At 63.4% G+C, this 14,238-nt stretch carries 15 protein-coding genes and 1 tRNA gene; 10 read left to right on the top strand and 6 right to left on the bottom strand.

Going from position 1 to position 14,238, the window contains the following annotated elements:
* Window positions 1-42 precede the first annotated feature (42 nt).
* Complete coding sequence (locus CHC01_RS05795) at window positions 43-1,017, bottom strand: LysR family transcriptional regulator (RefSeq protein ID WP_141137047.1); 975 nt, start codon at window positions 1,015-1,017, stop codon at window positions 43-45.
* Window positions 1,018-1,099: 82 nt separating this feature from the next.
* Here CHC01_RS05795 and CHC01_RS05790 point away from each other — a divergent pair, with 82 nt between their 5' ends.
* The 6 genes from CHC01_RS05790 to CHC01_RS05765 are packed head-to-tail and all read left to right on the top strand — an operon-like array spanning window position 1,100 to window position 5,669.
* Window positions 1,100-2,113 carry an ABC transporter substrate-binding protein gene (locus CHC01_RS05790; protein ID WP_089263222.1) on the top strand — a complete coding sequence of 338 codons (1,014 nt, stop codon included), beginning with the start codon at window positions 1,100-1,102 and terminating at the stop codon, window positions 2,111-2,113.
* Complete coding sequence (gene rutB / locus CHC01_RS05785; RefSeq protein ID WP_089263220.1) at window positions 2,113-2,841, top strand: pyrimidine utilization protein B; 729 nt, start codon at window positions 2,113-2,115, stop codon at window positions 2,839-2,841. Before CHC01_RS05790 ends, rutB begins: the two co-directional genes overlap by 1 nt.
* A gap of 7 nt (window positions 2,842-2,848) precedes the next feature.
* Entirely contained in the window at window positions 2,849-3,235 is a 387-nt protein-coding gene (gene rutC / locus CHC01_RS05780; protein ID WP_089263218.1) for a pyrimidine utilization protein C, read from the top strand.
* 1 nt (window position 3,236) lies between these two features.
* A complete protein-coding gene (locus tag CHC01_RS05775) occupies window positions 3,237-4,028 on the top strand; it encodes an ABC transporter permease (protein ID WP_089263216.1) in 792 nt (263 codons plus the stop codon).
* Between the two features lie 31 nt (window positions 4,029-4,059).
* On the top strand, window positions 4,060-4,860 hold the full coding sequence (gene rutD / locus CHC01_RS05770; RefSeq protein WP_089263214.1) for a pyrimidine utilization protein D: 801 nt from the start codon (window positions 4,060-4,062) through the stop codon (window positions 4,858-4,860).
* Complete coding sequence (locus CHC01_RS05765) at window positions 4,857-5,669, top strand: ABC transporter ATP-binding protein (RefSeq protein ID WP_089263212.1); 813 nt, start codon at window positions 4,857-4,859, stop codon at window positions 5,667-5,669. The genes rutD and CHC01_RS05765 overlap by 4 nt, the downstream gene beginning before the upstream one ends.
* A gap of 56 nt (window positions 5,670-5,725) precedes the next feature.
* Here CHC01_RS05765 and CHC01_RS05760 read toward each other — a convergent pair.
* The 4 genes from CHC01_RS05760 to CHC01_RS05745 all read right to left on the bottom strand — a co-directional run bounded on the left by CHC01_RS05760 (window position 5,726) and on the right by CHC01_RS05745 (window position 9,645).
* A tRNA-Thr gene (locus CHC01_RS05760) sits at window positions 5,726-5,801 on the bottom strand.
* Window positions 5,802-5,955: 154 nt separating this feature from the next.
* Window positions 5,956-7,671 carry a heme biosynthesis protein HemY gene (locus tag CHC01_RS05755; RefSeq protein WP_089263210.1) on the bottom strand — a complete coding sequence of 572 codons (1,716 nt, stop codon included), beginning with the start codon at window positions 7,669-7,671 and terminating at the stop codon, window positions 5,956-5,958.
* Window positions 7,672-7,678: 7 nt separating this feature from the next.
* On the bottom strand, window positions 7,679-8,842 hold the full coding sequence (locus tag CHC01_RS05750) for a COG4223 family protein (protein ID WP_089263208.1): 1,164 nt from the start codon (window positions 8,840-8,842) through the stop codon (window positions 7,679-7,681).
* A gap of 56 nt (window positions 8,843-8,898) precedes the next feature.
* Entirely contained in the window at window positions 8,899-9,645 is a 747-nt protein-coding gene (locus CHC01_RS05745) for a uroporphyrinogen-III synthase (RefSeq protein ID WP_089263206.1), read from the bottom strand.
* A 145-nt stretch (window positions 9,646-9,790) separates the two neighbouring features.
* On the opposite strand from CHC01_RS05745, the gene tsaD reads away from it, so the two are divergent.
* From tsaD to CHC01_RS05725, 4 genes are read left to right on the top strand one after another with little or no spacing between them, the layout of a single operon-like run.
* Window positions 9,791-10,864 carry a tRNA (adenosine(37)-N6)-threonylcarbamoyltransferase complex transferase subunit TsaD gene (gene tsaD, locus CHC01_RS05740; RefSeq protein WP_089263204.1) on the top strand — a complete coding sequence of 358 codons (1,074 nt, stop codon included), beginning with the start codon at window positions 9,791-9,793 and terminating at the stop codon, window positions 10,862-10,864.
* A gap of 10 nt (window positions 10,865-10,874) precedes the next feature.
* Window positions 10,875-11,855, top strand: a complete 981-nt coding sequence (locus CHC01_RS05735; RefSeq protein ID WP_089263202.1) for an NAD(P)H-dependent glycerol-3-phosphate dehydrogenase — start codon at window positions 10,875-10,877, stop codon at window positions 11,853-11,855.
* 7 nt (window positions 11,856-11,862) lie between these two features.
* The gene (locus CHC01_RS05730) at window positions 11,863-12,276 is read left to right on the top strand and encodes an EVE domain-containing protein (protein ID WP_089263200.1); all 414 of its coding nucleotides are present in this window, start codon (window positions 11,863-11,865) and stop codon (window positions 12,274-12,276) included.
* Complete coding sequence (locus CHC01_RS05725; protein ID WP_244558218.1) at window positions 12,273-12,950, top strand: class I SAM-dependent methyltransferase; 678 nt, start codon at window positions 12,273-12,275, stop codon at window positions 12,948-12,950. The genes CHC01_RS05730 and CHC01_RS05725 overlap by 4 nt, the downstream gene beginning before the upstream one ends.
* On the opposite strand, the gene CHC01_RS05720 is transcribed toward CHC01_RS05725, so the two are convergent.
* Window positions 12,951-14,057, bottom strand: coding sequence for a DNA topoisomerase IB (locus tag CHC01_RS05720; RefSeq protein ID WP_089263196.1), 1,107 nt, complete (start codon window positions 14,055-14,057; stop codon window positions 12,951-12,953). It lies immediately after the preceding gene.
* Between the last annotated feature and the right edge of the window lie 181 nt (window positions 14,058-14,238).

Raw genomic sequence — 14,238 nt, 5'->3', positions numbered from 1 at the left:
CCCAAAATAGGGACTCACGGGAGCAAGGTCAAAGCGTGTTCGCTACCATCCTGCCACTGTGCGCTCGCGGATCGATTGCGCCACGAGCTGGATACCGCGGTAAAGCGCGCGACCGGCCGGCGACAGGTCACGCCCGACGCGACGGATCAGATACAGATCGCGCTCGATGACCGGATCAAGCAGCCTGCGGAAGGTCAGCACGGGGTGGTCCGTCGCCGGCAACGCCAGACCTGGCAATGGCGCCACGCCGACGCCGGCCTCGACCATGGCGAGCAGGGTCGCCGGGTGTTCGGCCTCATGCAGCGGGTTGCTACGCCCCAGTTCCTGCAGACCGCGTTCCATTTCCAGCCGGATGCCGGTGCCGGTCGCCATTGCGATCATGCCTGCAGCGACGCCGTCCATCCAGTTCACGGTGCTTTGTGACGCCAGCTGATGATCCCGCCGCATCACCAGCGCAAAACGGTCCGTCAGCAGCTTCGTCGCGTCAAGATCCGCATCCTCACCCGGCACATTGGCGATGCCAAGCTCGGCATCGCCGCTGCGCAGCCCGGCAATGATCTGATGCCGTGACACTTCCTTGAGCGTCACGCTCACCATGGGATATTCGCGCTGGAAGTTCGCCAACACCACCGGCATCAGACGCAACGCCACCGACGGCACGCAGGCCACCGTAACATGGCCGCGGCGATGCTCGCGCAGATCGCGTAAATCCTGAATTTGGTGATCGAGATCCGCCAGCAGGCGTTGGATCCCCGGCAGGAATTCGGCACCGACCTTGCTGAGTTGAACGCTGCGCGTCGTCCGGTCCAGCAGCCGGACCTGCAGCTCGTCCTCGAGCTGGCGAACGGCCTGGCTGAGGGCGGACTGGGAAACGCCAAGTTTCCGCGCAGCCCGGCTGAAGCTGCCAGCCTGAACCACCTCGGCGAAGGCACGGAGTTGCCGGAGGTCAATATTCATAAGCATTACAGATAAATATATCTGTTTTTCCCGACTTGTTAATGAAATTAACGGGTGCAAGAATTTTATGCGAAAACGCGCTGCGGCTAAAAACTATGCAGCGCACCATCTGACATCGGCAATGGCGGCGAGGGACAGAGGCATGATCGACAGGCGCAACCTACTCAAATATTCGCTCATCGGCGCCGCAACGGCACCGTTCGCAGGCCTGGGAGGCCCGGCCTTTGCCGCCGGCCGCAAGGTTCTGGTGTCCGAGGCCATCCGGCTCGGCATGTATGCCTCGCTCTATGTCGCCGCCGATAAGGGCCTGTTCGCCAAACATGGCCTCGACACCGACCTGTCGACCGCGGGCGGCATCGCCCTGCCGGTGCCGATCCTGTTGTCCGGCCGCGGCCAGATCGGCGTCACCAGCCCTGGTATGTCGGTCAACGCCACGCGTGAAGGCGGCAAGCTCAAGAATATCGCCAAGATCGTCGGCGGCGTATCGATGTGGGGAATGACCCGCCCGGACACCAAGATCACCACCATCGATGATCTCCGCGGCAAGACCATCGCGACGCTGAAATTTCCGTCCTCGACGATCCAGGTCCCGACTTACGCGATGAAGACGGTCGGCAAGTTCGACCCCAAGGAAGCGGGCGTCACCTTCCTAGAATTGCCACCGGGCGCCCAGGCCGCAGCCGTCAAGGATGGCCGTGCCGACATCGCCACCGCATTCGAATGGGATATCAGCATCGGCGCCGAACAGTTTGGCCTCGTACCGTCGCTATCATTCGCCGATCTGCTTGGTCCGCTGTGTTTCACGACGGCCATGGCCACCGAAGACGTGATCGCCTCCAACCCGGAGGCGGTGCAAGGCTTCTGTAACGCCATCGCCGAGGCGCAGAAGATGATGCACGAGAACAATGCTGTCTTCACCGAGGTCGCAGAGAAGTACTTTCCGAAAGTCTCGCCGTCGGTGGTCGGAAATGCGACGAAGAACTTCTTTGGCAGCAAGACGGCTATCCCGAAAAACCCCACCATCTCCGCCGAGGAATGGGATCGCGCGATGTTGCTGGAACAAGGCGGCGGCGCAGTCTCAACGACGCTTCCCTATGCACAAATGGTCGACAATCGCTTCGCCGAGAAAGCGACCAAAGAATTCGGATTGGCGTGATGTCGGTCTCAACCAGCTTTCCGCCTGAACGGCGCTACGTCACCTTGCCCGCACGCCCCGAGCCGTTGCGGCTCGCGGTCGAGGAGACCGCAGTCATCGTGGTCGACATGCAGAACGCCTACGCGTCGCCGAACGGCTATCTGGATCTCGCGGGCTTCGACGTGACCGGCGCCAAGGCAGCGATCGTGGCCGTCAAGGAGACGCTGGAGGTCGCGCGCGAGGCCGGCGTCACTGTGATCTATTTCCAGAACGGCTGGGACGCCGACTATGTCGAGGCCGGCGGTCCGGGCTCCCCGAACTGGCACAAATCGAACGCACTCAAGACCATGCGCGCGCGCCCGGAATTGCAAGGCAGCCTGCTCGCCAAGGGTGGCTGGGACTACGCGCTCGTCGATGAACTCCAGCCGCAGCCCGGCGACATCGTGGTACCGAAGCCGCGCTACAGCGGCTTCTTCAACAGCCAGTTCGACAGCATCCTGCGCGCGCGCGGCATCCGCAATCTCGTCTTCTGCGGAGTTGCTACCAATGTTTGCGTGGAATCGACTCTGCGCGACGGCTTCCATCTCGAATATTTCGGCGTGATGCTCGAAGACGCGACGCATCAGGCCGGCCCCGACTACGTCCAGAAGGCGGCTGTCTTCAACATCGAAACCTTCTTCGGCTGGGTTTCCAGCACGGCCGATTTCCGCCGCGCATTCGCGCAGACTGAAACCTCCACGAAAGCCTGAGGATCCCATGACAGATCGCGCGATTATTCCGCCCGGCACTCATCCGCCGCTCGCACCTTACTCGCCCGGCATGATGGCCGACGGCGTGATCTATGTGTCCGGCACGCTGGCCTTCGACAAGAACAACGACGTCGTTCATGTCGGCGATGCGGCGGCGCAGACCCGGCACATCCTTGAGACGATCAAGAGCGTGCTGACTGCCGCAGGCGCCACGATGGCCGATGTCACCTTCAACTCCATCTTTGTGACCGACTGGGCCAATTACGGCGCCGTCAATAAGGTCTATGCCGAATACTTCCCCGGCGAGAAGCCGGCTCGCTACTGCATCCAGTGCGGACTGGTGAAACCGGATTGCCTCGTCGAGATCGCGTCGATCGCACACAAGCGAGTTTGATGTGACGACCATCGAAGCCACCCAAGCCAATGTCGCGCGGCGGCTGATGCCCCCGGTCCTGCGGATCGCGCTGCTGCAAGTGGCACTGCTAGCTCTGTTACTTGCTGCCTGGGAAATTGCGATCAGCTTCAAATGGATCGCGGTCTATCTCTACGGACGGCCAAGCGGCATCTTCGCCAAGGCCTCTATTCTGATCGCCAACGGAGAACTCCTGCGCGATGCTGCGCTGACTGCCTGGGAAGCCATCGCCGGATTCCTGATCGGCACTATTGCCGGCAGCGCCGTCGGGCTGCTGCTCTGGCTGTTTCCCACCAGCGCGGCGGTGCTGCGCCCCTATCTCATCGCGCTCAACGGCTTGCCGAAGATCGCACTCGCACCCTTGATTATCGTGTGGTTCGGAATCGGCATCTCGTCGAAGATCGCCATCGCCGCCATCATCACCTTCATCGTCGCGGTGATCACCGCGCAACAGGGCGCCAAGGAAGTCGATAGCGACCTGATCAAGTTGATGCGCTCGCTCGGCGCCAGCCGATGGAAGACCTGGCGAACCGTCGTCATTCCGGGCGCCATGCCGTGGATCGTGTCCGCCTTCCGTCTCAATGTCGGCTTCGCGCTGATCGGCGCAGTCGTCGGCGAATACATCGCCTCGAAAGAGGGCCTCGGCTACATGATCTATTATGCCGGCGTGCTCTACGATTTGAACGCCGTCTGGGTCGGCATCGCCGCGCTCATGGCCGTGGCGCTACTGATGTACGGCGCGATCGACATTCTCGAACGCCGCCTGCGCTTCTGACTTTCCATCGCTCGAACCCGCAAGACAACCCATGCCCTATGCAAGCGGCGGTGACGCCGACATCTATTACGAAACTCATGGACACGGAACGGCGATCCTCATGTCTGCCGGCATGGGCGGCAGCGGATCGTTCTGGGCGCCGCAGGTCGCAGCACTCGCGCAGCGCCACCAGGTCATCCTCTACGACCACGTCGGCACCGGCCGTAGCGCTGCGAACAGTGCGCCATCGCGATCGATTGTCGGCATGGCCGATGACATCACGCATGTGCTCGACCATGCCGGTGTCAGCAATGCACATGTGGTGGGCCATGCCATCGGCGGCATCGTCGGAATTGAACTTGCCCTGCGCGACCCCGCGCGCTTGCGCAGCCTGGTGGTGGTGAACGGCTGGGGTCGCGCCGATCCGTTCCTGCGGCGCTGCTTCGAAGTCCGCAAACAGATACTGAATCAGTCCGGCCCGAAAGCCTATGTGCGTGCGCAGCCACTGTTTCTCTATCCGCCGCGATGGATTTCCGACAATGCCGCGCAGCTCGACGCGGAAGAAGAGCGCATCCTCGCGCACTTCCCGACAGCGGCGACGATGAATGCGCGGATCGACATGTTTCTCGCCTTCGACCCCGGCGACGCTCTCGCGACCATTGCAACGCCCACACTGCTGGCCTCATCGCGGGACGACAGTCTGGTGCCGGCCTATCTCTCGCAACAACTGGCTGCCGCCATTCCGGGCGCGCGCGTTCGCGAAGTGGAATGGGGCGCCCATGCCTTCACCGCCGTGATACCCGACGTTTTCAATAACATGCTACTCGGCTTCTGCAGTGAGGTGGACGCATGAACGCCATGACACCAATCGCCACGTCGTCGTCCACATCCGCTGTGCTCAAGGCCGAACAGGTCGGCGCATCCTTCGGAAGCGGCAAGCAGTATGTTGAAGCCATCCGCGATGTCAGCTTCGAGCTGCGGCAGGGCGAGACGCTGGCTATTGTTGGCCCGTCCGGCTGCGGCAAGTCCACATTGTTCAATGTCATTGCCGGTTTGCTGAAGCCGACGCGCGGCCATGTGGAGGTTGCAGGCATCCGTGTCGACGACGCCGCAGGACATGTCGGCTACATGCTTCAGAAGGATCTGCTGCTGCCGTGGCGTTCCGTCATCGACAATGTGATGCTCGGTCTGGAGGTACGCGGCGCACCGCGGCAGACCTCGCGCGACATCGCCATGAAATTGATCCGCGCCTACGGCCTCGCCGGTTTCGAGAACGCCAAGCCCGCAACCTTGTCAGGCGGCATGCGCCAGCGCGTGGCCATCATGCGCACGCTGGCATTCGATCCGCAGGTGATCCTGCTGGATGAGCCGTTCTCGGCGCTGGATTTCCAGACCCGGCTGCTGCTGCAGGCTGACGTATCACGCATCATCGCCGAAAACGGCAAGAGCGCCATTCTGGTCACCCATGACATCGGCGAAGCCATCGCCATGGCCGACCGCGTTCTGGTGCTCAGCGCACGCCCGGCGACCGTGCGGGCGCTGCATGTCATCGATCTGCCCAAAGCAGGCCGCGATCCCGTAGCGCTGCGCACCGACGCTGCCTTCCAGGCCTATTTCGCCAAGATCTGGGCCGACCTGGAAATGCCTGCCACCGCGGCGTAAGGCACCAAAGCTGCGACTGACTGTTGCGACTGAAACGGATCGCGCCGGAGCGCAATTGGTGCCGCAAACAGGACTCGAACCTGTGACCCCGTCATTACGAATGACGTGCTCTACCAACTGAGCTATTGCGGCGAACCAAGCGGCGATTCGGCTTTTCGGCCGAAAACGCTGGGGCATCTGATATCGCCCGGGGCGTTGCTTTGCAAGAAGCGGCGGCGAATCTGGCGACCGAAAAGCGCGACCAACCACCCACTGAAACCGGCCATTTGGGCCTGAATCGGGGCTGCTATCCGCCCCAGCGCCGTAGAAACCCGCGCCAACCGCCCTGTTGCTGGCCTGCATTCAGCTCGGCGAATTCATCGCGATAATCGTCCGCCTCGTCCACGCCCGGATCGTCCGGGGGCCTGACGATGGGAATGACGGCCGGAATAGCCACCGCGGGCTTCACGGCGCTGGCGATATCGCTGCGGTCGCGGAACAGCGGTGGCGGCGCGGAGGCCGGTTTCGGGAGCGGCGGCGGCGCTTCGGCGGGCTCGGGCGCGGCATCGGCCGCCGGCTCGGGCTGTGCTGGTACTTCAGGTTCCACCGCGAGGTCCTGAGCCGGCGCGGAGGGTGTGACTTCGACCGGCACGGGCACCACGGGTTTTGGCATCGCGGGCGGCGGAGCCAGCACGGTTTCGCGCAAAATCTCGGTCTCAATCGTCGAGGCTCTGTCCGACGGCAGCGCGGCCAACGGCGTCTGCCACTGGAACGCATCGATCCGTCCGGTGACCGGCGATACCGGCCGCCAGCGATCGGACACATAGCCGTCGGCGGTCCAGACCGGATCATGCAACGCGCGCACGGCACGCAATGTCCAAGCGCGGGCACGGCCGCTGTCGCCATGTTCGGTACGTTCGATTTCCGCCATCAGCATCGCAACGCGCTGGGTGGAGTCGGCCGTAAACGGCGCCAGTGCTTCGCGGGCGCGTGTGAATTCGGCGGCATCGATGGCCGCTCGGGCAATCGCCAGCGCGCTTTCGATATGGCCTGGCGCTTTCGACGCCAGCGTCTCGACACGCACCAGCCGCTGCCGCGCGGAATCGCCGAGCTTCACATGGGCATAGGCGTCGGCGAGATCCGGATGCGGCTGCGCCAGCCACGCTGTCTCGATGATCTTCATTGCCCGACGAGTCTGATGCGCCTCGCTCTGGAATCGGCTAGCGAGAACGGCGGCTGGCACCAAAGTTGGCGCAAGCTTGATCGCCTCGGTCACGCTGTCGCGGGATAGATCGCGATCTTGTGTCTCAAGCTCCAGCGCACGCGCGGTGAGCAGCACGCCGCGCTGCCGACGAAACGCCGCGCGATCGATGAGACCAGAGGCAAAATTGTTGTCGAGGATTTTCAGCGCGCCGGTCCAATCGCTCTGCGCGCAGCGGAAGCCAAGAACGGCTTGCGACGCCCATGTCGATGCCGGCGATAGTTTCAACGCTTCTTCGGCAATCGTCACGGCGGCGACGGGATCGTCGCTGCGCTGCGCCTCGATGAACAGACCACGCAGACCCAACAATCGCGTATCGCCACGCTCGGCCATCGCCTGAAACGCACGATGCGCACCGGCGCGATCGCCATCGAGCTGGGCGGACTGGGCATGCAGCAACAGAGCGAGTGGATCGTCAGCCGTTAAACGTTTGGCGATATCGGCATGACGCCGCGCGGCGTGGCCATCGCCCTGCCCGATCGCCAGCAGACCATGGGTGATGGCCTGACGCCCGCGCGCCTGACGCTTTTCATGTCGGCGACGGCGCATTCGCTTCGGCGCGCCCCACAAACCACGCAGGAGCGACCAGGCGAACACCACCGCGACGATTGTCAGGCCGAGCACCAGCACAAACACCGGCACCGACGGCGAAGCGCGCCAGACGCCCCAGGATATCACGACATCGCCGGGCTGATCGGCGACCCAGGCGGCGCCAGCGGCCGCAAGTGCTATCAACACAAGAAACAGAATAATGCGGAACATCGGATTCCTATGGCGCTGGTTTGGAAAGCGCCGCCATCGCGTCGGCTGCGAATTGACGTGAAGCCGCCAGCGCTGCATCGCGCATATCGACTCTATCGAGCCAGGGCTGAACCACGGCACGATCCGCTGGCGACAGCGTCAGCAATTCACGCCTGGCCGTGGCGATATCGTTGCTGCGCGCAGCCGCGGACGCGCGTGACACGGCGCCGCTGTTGCTACCTGCGCCGACAGCATCGGTGCGCTCGATGCGCACCAGCTTGGCCGCGCCGGCCTGCAGACGATCCATGAAACCTGCGCCTACCGCAGGCGCGTCCGCCGGAGCGGGTGTGAGCTTCGGTAACACTGCAAGCAGTTCACGGCTGAGCGCGACTGTGTTTGGTACGCCCGTCGTTGCAAACGCATCGAGCGGCTTCAGCTGATTGGCATTGCCGGCAAGCGGTTTGACCGCCGCAAGCGCCGTCGCAAAGGGCTCACCTTGACGCACCGACGTATCGAGCAGTGATGCCGCAACGACACGGCGCAAGACCGTGTCATCGACAGGTTTGGTATTCTGTTGGGCGGCCGAAGACTTCAACTCGCCGGCTGCACGTTCGATCTGCCCGAGCCGCTCATTGATCGGCCCGAGATCGACCACACCGGCCGCGGTGCGCGGCGCGGATTTGAGTTGATTGATGTCGGCAACGACACGATCCGATTGTGTCTTCGCGGCAGTGAGATCGCCGCGCAATCCCGCGATGGATTTCTCGAGCGTATCGATCCGCGTTGCCAGCCCCGTATCCGGCGCAGCGACCGGGCGCGCTTCGATCTGCGCAATGCGAGAGGTCAGCGCATCGACATCTGCCTTGTCACTCGAAGCAATGCCGCTCAGGCCGAACCATGCGATCCCGGCGACAAGCGCACCGGCAACCGCGCCAACGGCGGCGGGAACCAGGACAGGTGCACGCGCAGGCGAGATGGGCGCCTGCTTTTCAACCGCAGCCTCCGCGGCGGGCTCGGACGGCGGCATGTCCGACGGTGCGGTATCGACGGACTCCGATGCTGTTTCCGGTACCGCAGGCTCCGCTGCAGCCGGACGCTCGGTGACCTCGGCAGCCGTCAATTCGATGGTTGGCGGCGGCCGCTTGGGCCGACCGGCATCCGGAGACGATCCCGTCTCATTATCGTCGGCCATGGCGTCGGTTCCCTCGTGACATGCCCGATCCCTACCGGGATTTGGTCACAGCAGTCTTAACGCGATAATGGCGCGATGGCACGGTCCAGCGCCGCGAACAGGGCATTTTCGTCCGGGGTCTGCGCCACCACGACCTGGCTGGCTCCGGCATCATGCGCAATCGTGCCGACCGCAGCTGAAAGGCAATAGTGTGGAACTGCGAGGGCAGCGATCTCGACGCCCGATAAGCCCACCGCCTGGAAGAATGCCCGCGCGCTCCGCCGCGAATAATGCAGCACGGCCTCGATTCTGCCGGCCAGGAAGGCCGCAGCAACATCATCCGGCAGATCGGCTACCGGCATCATCCGGTAGGTGGTTTGTGTCACCACCGTGAAACCGCGCGCGCCGAGTTCGCCAGCGAGATCCCGCGCCAGATCGGCGCCGGCCAGATAGAGGAGCGGGCGGGTCTTGCTCAGCAGCTTGCTCTTGCTGCTCTCCGTCAACAGGTCCCGCAGCGCCGCAGCATCACCTTCGGCGGACATGACCTGGGCAAAGCCGAGATTGCGCGCGGCCTCTGCGGTCCGGTCACCGACCGCGAACAGCGGCAGGTGAAGCAGGGTTGCTTGCACCGGCTGATCGGCGAGTGCGCGTAGCGCATTGGCCGACGTCACGACCACCGCGCCGAAATCTGCATCCGTATCGATGGACAGCATCACCTTTTCGAAGCGCAGCATCGGCGCCGCCAGCACCTCGAAGCCCCGCGCGCGCAAGGCGGCGGCGGTGCTGGTAGTGTCCGGCTGCGGGCGAGTGACGAGAATAGCCATATCTGAGGTCCGGTTTCGGGGGTCTCGCATGCCACGCAGGGCATCGAGTGATTGCACCTTGCGACCCCGCAATGCTACGCCGGGGACAGGAAAAGCCCGGATTTGGCTGATTTAGCAAGGACCGATAGTGACCACCGACCAACCGATGCTGGTGCTGGGAATCGAGACGACCTGCGATGAGACCGCGGCCGCCGTTATCGAACGCCAGCCCGACGGCAGCGGCAAGATCCTGTCCAATATCGTCCATTCGCAGATCAGCGACCATGCGCCCTATGGCGGCGTGGTGCCGGAGATCGCCGCGCGCGCCCATATCGACTTGCTCGACGGCATCGTCGGCCGCGCGATGAAGGATGCCGACGTCAATTTTGCGCAACTGAGCGGTGTGGCCGCAGCCGCCGGACCCGGCCTGATTGGCGGCGTCATTGTTGGTCTCACCACCGCAAAAGCCATAGCCATGGTGCATGACACCCCGCTGGTGGCCGTGAACCATCTCGAAGCCCATGCGCTGACGCCGCGGCTGACCACTTCCTTGGCGTTTCCGTATTGCCTGTTTCTCGTTTCCGGCGGTCATACTCAGATCGTGGCGGTGCTCGGCGTCGGCCACTATGTCCGGCTCGGCACCACCGTCGATGACGCCATGGGCGAAGCCTTCGACAAGGTCGCCAAGATGCTCGGCCTGCCCTATCCCGGCGGTCCGCAAGTGGAGCGGGCCGCTGCCGGTGGCGATCCCAAGCGCTTTGCGTTTCCGCGGCCGATGCTTGGCCGGCCCGATGCGAATTTTTCGCTCTCCGGTCTCAAAACTGCGGTACGCAACGAGGCCAGTCGGCTGATCCCGCTGGAAGAGCAGGACATCGCCGATCTCTGCGCCAGCTTCCAGGCGGCCGCGCTGGAATCGACGGCAGATCGGTTGAGCGTCGGCCTCAAACTGTTCGAAGCGCAATTCGGCCCGCCGCATGCGCTGGTCGCAGCCGGCGGTGTCGCCTCCAACCAGGCGATCCGCGGCGCGCTGCAGGCCGTCGCCGCAAAAGCGCAGACCACGCTGATCATCCCGCCGCCGGCACTGTGCACCGACAACGGCGCGATGATCGCCTGGGCCGGCGCGGAACGTCTAGCGTTAGGACTCACCGACACGATGGAAGCACCGCCCCGCGCGCGCTGGTTGCTCGACGCCGATGCCAAGGCGCCGGCAGGCCATTCCAAATCCCGCGCGGCTTACTGACGGGAACATCATGGCCGACTTCAACTCTGTGGCGGTGATCGGCGCTGGTGCTTACGGCACGGCGCTGGCCGATGTCGCGGCGCGCGCCGGCCGCGAAACCGTGCTTTATGCACGCTCGACTGCAGCCGCCGAACTGATGCAGGTGTCGCGCGCCAATCCGCGACTGCCCGGCGCTGCCATCGATGACTCTGTCTTCGTCACCGCCGATCTTTCGCTGGCAGCGCGCGCCGATATCATTCTGCTCGCCGTCCCGTCGCAACAGTTGCGCGAGGCATTGACGGCGCTCGCGCCGCTATTGCCGGCAGGCGTTCCGGTGGTCGCCTGCGCCAAGGGCATCGAGCGCGGCAGCCACAAATTCATGACGGAAGTCATCGCCGACGTCGCACCGCATGCGATTCCTGCCATTCTGTCGGGACCGAATTTCGCTGACGATGTCGCAGCTGGCTTGCCCACGGCCGTGACGCTCGCTTGCGCCGACGAGGATGTCGCTGTCGCACTCGTGCAGGCCTTGGGTTCGGCGACGTTCCGTCCGTATCACTCCACCGATGTGCGCGGCGTCGAGATCGGCGGCGCGGCGAAAAACGTGCTGGCTATAGCTGCCGGCATTGTCGCGGGCAAACAGCTCGGCGCCTCCGCGCTTGCGGCGCTGACAACACGCGGCTTCAGTGAACTGCTGCGGCTTGGTCTCGCTTGCGGCGCACGAGCCGAGACGCTATCGGGCCTGTCAGGATTGGGCGACCTGATCCTGAGCTGTTCGAGCGCGCAGTCGCGCAATTTTTCACTCGGCGTGGCACTCGGCCGCGGCGAGCAGCCGGCGCGCGGCAAACTTGCCGAAGGTGAGTTCACGGCGCCGGTGCTGATCGAACTTGCGACGTCGAAGGGCGTCGATATGCCGGTGGCAAGAGCCGTGGCGGCAATTCTGGCTGGCCAGGCAACCATCGATCAGGCAATCGATGGCCTGCTGACGCGGCCGTTCAAGGCAGAAGGTTAGAGACGTAATGAAATACTGGCTGGTGAAATCGGAGCCATCTGTATGGTCATGGGATCAACAGGTCGCGAAGGGCAAGAAGGGTGAAGCCTGGACCGGCGTGCGCAACCACAGCGCCAAGCTCAACATGATGGCCATGAAGAAAGGCGATCGCGCCTTCTTCTATCATTCCAACGAAGGCAAGGAAGTCGTTGGGATCGTCGAGATCGTGAAAGAGCACTATCCCGATCCGACCGATGAATCCGGCAAGTTCGTCTGCGTCGATATCGCCGCCGACAAGCCTTTGAAGACACCGGTGACACTCTTTGCCGTGAAGGCCGAGAAGAAACTCGCCGAGATGGCGTTGCTGAAACTGTCGCGGCTCTCGGTGCAGCCGGTGACCGCGGAGGAGTGGATGCTCGTCTGCAAAATGGGCGGATTGTGAGCGCCGACGGCGCGGCCAATCTTGCAATCACTGATCCCGTAGCTTTCATCCGCGCCAATACGCGCCTGCGACCGGTGCCACTGGTGCCGAACATTGTGCTGCACACAGCCGACGAGGCCGTACCGCTGTGGAGCAAGACTGAGGAAGAACTCGGCGAAGCCGGACTGCCGCCACCGTTCTGGGCCTTCGCCTGGGCCGGCGGACAGGCACTGGCGCGCTTTGTTATCGATCATCCCGGGCATGTTGCTGAAAAGACCATCATCGATTTCGCAACAGGATCGGGGCTGGTGGCTATCGCCGCGATGAAAGCCGGGGCAAGGAGCGTCTTCGCCTATGACATCGACGCCTTTGCGCGCACGGCCATTGCGCTGAACGCAGCTGAAAATGGCGTTACGATCAATGCTCGCGGTGACGATCTGCTCGGCGGCTCATCTGTCCCGCCCGCACAAACGATTCTGGCAGGCGATATTTTCTATGAACGCGACACCGCAGAGCGCGCCTTTGCATTTCTTTCAGAGCAAGCGGCGCGCGGTGCAACGGTCCTGATCGGCGACCCCGGCCGCAGCTATCTGCCGAAAGACAAATTGCGCAAGCTCGCGGAATACAGAGTGCCCGTGACGCGCGATCTCGAAGATGCAGAGATCAAGAACACGGCGGTGTGGACGCTGGCCTAACTACCCCGCCTCAGCCACCACCTGCGCCAGAAGCTGCTCGCGCTTCGATTGCGAGCGATAGCCCGTTTGCGTCGCGGCGATGCGCGCGAGGACGCCGTCCTCGAAGGCGGTGACGATGGTATCGTGCACATAGCTCTTGCGGCAGATCGCCGCCGTGTTCTGCAATTCGTCCGCCGCCGACCGCACGGCTTCGAGCACCTGCTTCCTGCGTCCGCGCTCACTGGCTGCCGGCTCTATCCGTGACAGGGTTTCAGCCACCGTCGCCGACGCCATCAGAGTGCGGAAATCCTTCAGTGAAATCTTGATGCCGGCGATATCGCGCAGGAAGGCGTTCACTGCTGCCGTGTTGACCTTGTGAATGCGGCCAGCATTGTCGCGATACTGGAACAGGCGTTTGCCCGGCACGTCGTGCAGGATACCAATCGCGCGGACGAGCTTCGACGCATTGGACTCCTTGCGCACTGCCTTGCCGCCCTTGGCCTTGAAGGTGAGCACGATGCAATCGTCTTCGAGCTGCACGTTCGACTTCATCAGCGTTGTAGCGCCGCGGGTGCCCGACAGCTTCATATAGCTCTCATTGCCGGCACGGATCGCGGTGCGCGTGACGAGTTCGATGACAGCGGCGAGCGCGAACTCACGCGTCGGCTCGTCGCCTGCCAGAAGCGCCGAGACGTTGCGGCGGATCTTCGGCAGTGCCGCCACCAGCTTCGCCAGCCGATGCGCCTTGCGTTGCTCGCGGACCTTCTCCCAATCCGAGTGATAGCGGTATTGCAGGCGGCCGGCCGCGTCGCGGCCTACGGCCTGCAAATGCGACGTAGGATCAGCGGCATAGCGGACCTCGGCATAGGCCGGGGGCACTGCCATGGAGTTCAGCCGCTTGATCGTCCCGATATGCTTGATCGGGGTGCCGTTGGCCCTGACGAAGGAATAAGATTTTCCGCGCTTGAGCCGGCGGATGGTCAGCTCAGACTGATCTCCGAGCTTCAGGCCCATTTCACGGGCCAAAACCTCCACACTCGCGGGGCTTGGCTTGGCCATACGGGCTGGCCGCGCGACGGAACGGGCGGAAACGGCCCGGGAAGGCGCGAAATTCTGCTGTTCCATCATAGTGTTATCTGCCTCGTCGGCCCTGTGTCTCTGCTAATGCCGTTTATTGATTTTTAGTTCCGGGCCGCTTGGCCGTCCCTGCGAGGGCGATTTAGGGGCTTCCCGCAACTATTGCGAGTCCACAGGTACGCAATTTCGGTTACTGGTTACCGTTTGGCGCCTGAATTGGCTTTATGATGAA

The organism is Tardiphaga sp. OK246 (genome assembly GCF_900188215.1).
GTDB classification, from domain to species: Bacteria; Pseudomonadota; Alphaproteobacteria; order Rhizobiales; family Xanthobacteraceae; genus Tardiphaga; species Tardiphaga robiniae.
Note: the sequence above shows the minus strand (reverse complement) of the source record. Positions and strands in the feature narration are given on the sequence as shown.

Bases quoted from the DNA above. Each gene is read 5' to 3' on its own strand.
- CHC01_RS05720 (WP_089263196.1), bottom strand. From the start codon at position 14,057: ATGATGGAACAGCAGAATTTCGCGCCTTCCCGGGCCGTTTCCGCCCGT.
- CHC01_RS05755 (WP_089263210.1), bottom strand. From the start codon at position 7,671: ATGTTCCGCATTATTCTGTTTCTTGTGTTGATAGCACTTGCGGCCGCT.
- CHC01_RS05745 (WP_089263206.1), bottom strand. From the start codon at position 9,645: ATGGCTATTCTCGTCACTCGCCCGCAGCCGGACACTACCAGCACCGCC.
- CHC01_RS05730 (WP_089263200.1), top strand. From the start codon at position 11,863: ATGAAATACTGGCTGGTGAAATCGGAGCCATCTGTATGGTCATGGGAT.
- CHC01_RS05750 (WP_089263208.1), bottom strand. From the start codon at position 8,842: ATGGCCGACGATAATGAGACGGGATCGTCTCCGGATGCCGGTCGGCCC.
- CHC01_RS05790 (WP_089263222.1), top strand. From the start codon at position 1,100: ATGATCGACAGGCGCAACCTACTCAAATATTCGCTCATCGGCGCCGCA.
- rutC (WP_089263218.1), top strand. From the start codon at position 2,849: ATGACAGATCGCGCGATTATTCCGCCCGGCACTCATCCGCCGCTCGCA.
- CHC01_RS05765 (WP_089263212.1), top strand. From the start codon at position 4,857: ATGAACGCCATGACACCAATCGCCACGTCGTCGTCCACATCCGCTGTG.
- rutB (WP_089263220.1), top strand. From the start codon at position 2,113: ATGTCGGTCTCAACCAGCTTTCCGCCTGAACGGCGCTACGTCACCTTG.
- CHC01_RS05735 (WP_089263202.1), top strand. From the start codon at position 10,875: ATGGCCGACTTCAACTCTGTGGCGGTGATCGGCGCTGGTGCTTACGGC.
- rutD (WP_089263214.1), top strand. From the start codon at position 4,060: ATGCCCTATGCAAGCGGCGGTGACGCCGACATCTATTACGAAACTCAT.
- tsaD (WP_089263204.1), top strand. From the start codon at position 9,791: ATGCTGGTGCTGGGAATCGAGACGACCTGCGATGAGACCGCGGCCGCC.